The sequence below is a fragment of the Pseudomonas sp. P5_B2 genome (assembly GCF_056400445.1).
Window position 1 is genome coordinate 1 of record NZ_JBFULH010000819.1, and the last position, 1,570, is coordinate 1,570.

The following is a 1,570-nucleotide window of genomic DNA, read 5'->3' on the forward strand; positions in this document are numbered from 1 at the left end:
GTTCCTCGTCACCCCTATCTTGATGGCTATGTAAAAAGTTGGGAGAGCCTAGCACTCGTCATCCAGGCGGCGCTTGAAGCAACGCCCAGAAATTGATGAACCATCGGCGTTTGCGTTTGATGGTGCCGGCAACAGTGATTAATCCACCATGAACGCAAAAAAAACTGGCAATTCACACCACCGATATGCGCCACTACCCCCATTCAATGCGGAGTACCCCGTTATGAGCGAGCCCGTGTTTGGCGATCGAATCGTGCAGAACCTGCTCGATACCGATTTCTATAAACTGACGATGATGCAGGCAGTGCTGCACAACTACCCGAACGTCGAAGTCGAATGGGAGCTTCGTTGCCGAAACAGTGAAGATTTACGCCCGTATCTGGCGGAGATCCGTTTCCAGATCGAGCGCCTGGCAGAACTTAGTCTGAGCGCCGATCAATTGAGCTTTCTGGAGCGCATCAGCTTTCTAAAGCCGGATTTCCTGCGGTTTCTCGGGCTGTTCCGCTTCAACTTGCGCTACATCCACACCGCCATCGAAAACGGCGAGCTGTTCATCCGCCTGCGTGGGCCGTGGCTGCATGTAATTTTGTTCGAAGTCCCGCTGCTGGCGATCGTCAGTGAAGTGCGCAACCGCTATCGCTACCGGGAAGTTGTGTTGGAACAAGCCCGCGAACAGCTTTACCGCAAGTTCGACTGGTTGACCGCCAACGCCAGCAGTGACGAATTGTCCGAGTTGCAGGTAGCCGATTTTGGTACGCGCCGTCGCTTTTCCTACCGCGTACAGGAAGAAGTGGTGAACGTGCTCAAGCACGACTTCCCCGGACGCTTCGTCGGCACCAGTAATGTGCACCTGTCCAGGGAACTGGACATGAAACCGCTGGGCACCATGGCCCACGAATGGATCATGGCCCACCAGCAACTGGGTCCACGGCTGATCGACAGTCAGATTGCCGCGCTCGACTGCTGGGTGCGCGAGTACCGCGGCCTGCTGGGGATTGCCCTGACCGACTGCATCACCACGGATGCCTTCCTCGGCGATTTCGATCTGTTTTTTGCCAAGCTTTTCGACGGTCTGCGCCACGATTCGGGTGACCCGGTGCTGTGGGGCGAGAAAGCCATCGCCCACTATCACAAACTCGGTATCGACCCGATGAGCAAGACACTAGTGTTCTCCAACAGCCTGACACTACCCAAGTCCCTGGAAGTATTCCGCGCGTTGCGGGGCCGGATCAATGTCAGCTTTGGCATCGGCACCCACCTGACGTGTGATATTGCGGGTGTCGAACCGATGAACATCGTGTTTAAAATGACGGCCTGTAACGGTCAGCCCGTCGCAAAAATTTCTGATGAGCCTGGCAAGACTCACTGCAAAGACCCGAATTTTGTCGCCTATTTGCGACACGTTTTCAAAGTACCTGCCGCCCTTTCAAGCACATCTAGCAAGGAGTGAATTCATGCAAGCCGTACAGCGTGAGATTGCTGAGCAGCTCAAGGTTCAACCGCCGTTCGCCAACGAAGCCGCCCTTGAGGCCGAAGTCGCCCGGCGGGTTAACTTCATTCAGGATTGTCT

Annotated in this window: 1 protein-coding gene and 1 pseudogene; both read left to right on the forward strand. The window is 55.3% G+C overall.

What is annotated here, in order from left to right; genetic code table 11:
• The first annotated feature begins 223 nt into the window (after positions 1-223).
• A complete protein-coding gene (gene pncB / locus AC1DRJ_RS27095; RefSeq protein ID WP_477804854.1) occupies positions 224-1,450 on the forward strand; it encodes a nicotinate phosphoribosyltransferase in 1,227 nt (408 codons plus the stop codon).
• Between the two features lie 4 nt (positions 1,451-1,454).
• A pseudogene (gene nadE / locus AC1DRJ_RS27100) lies at positions 1,455-1,570 on the forward strand (ammonia-dependent NAD(+) synthetase); the annotation flags it as partial.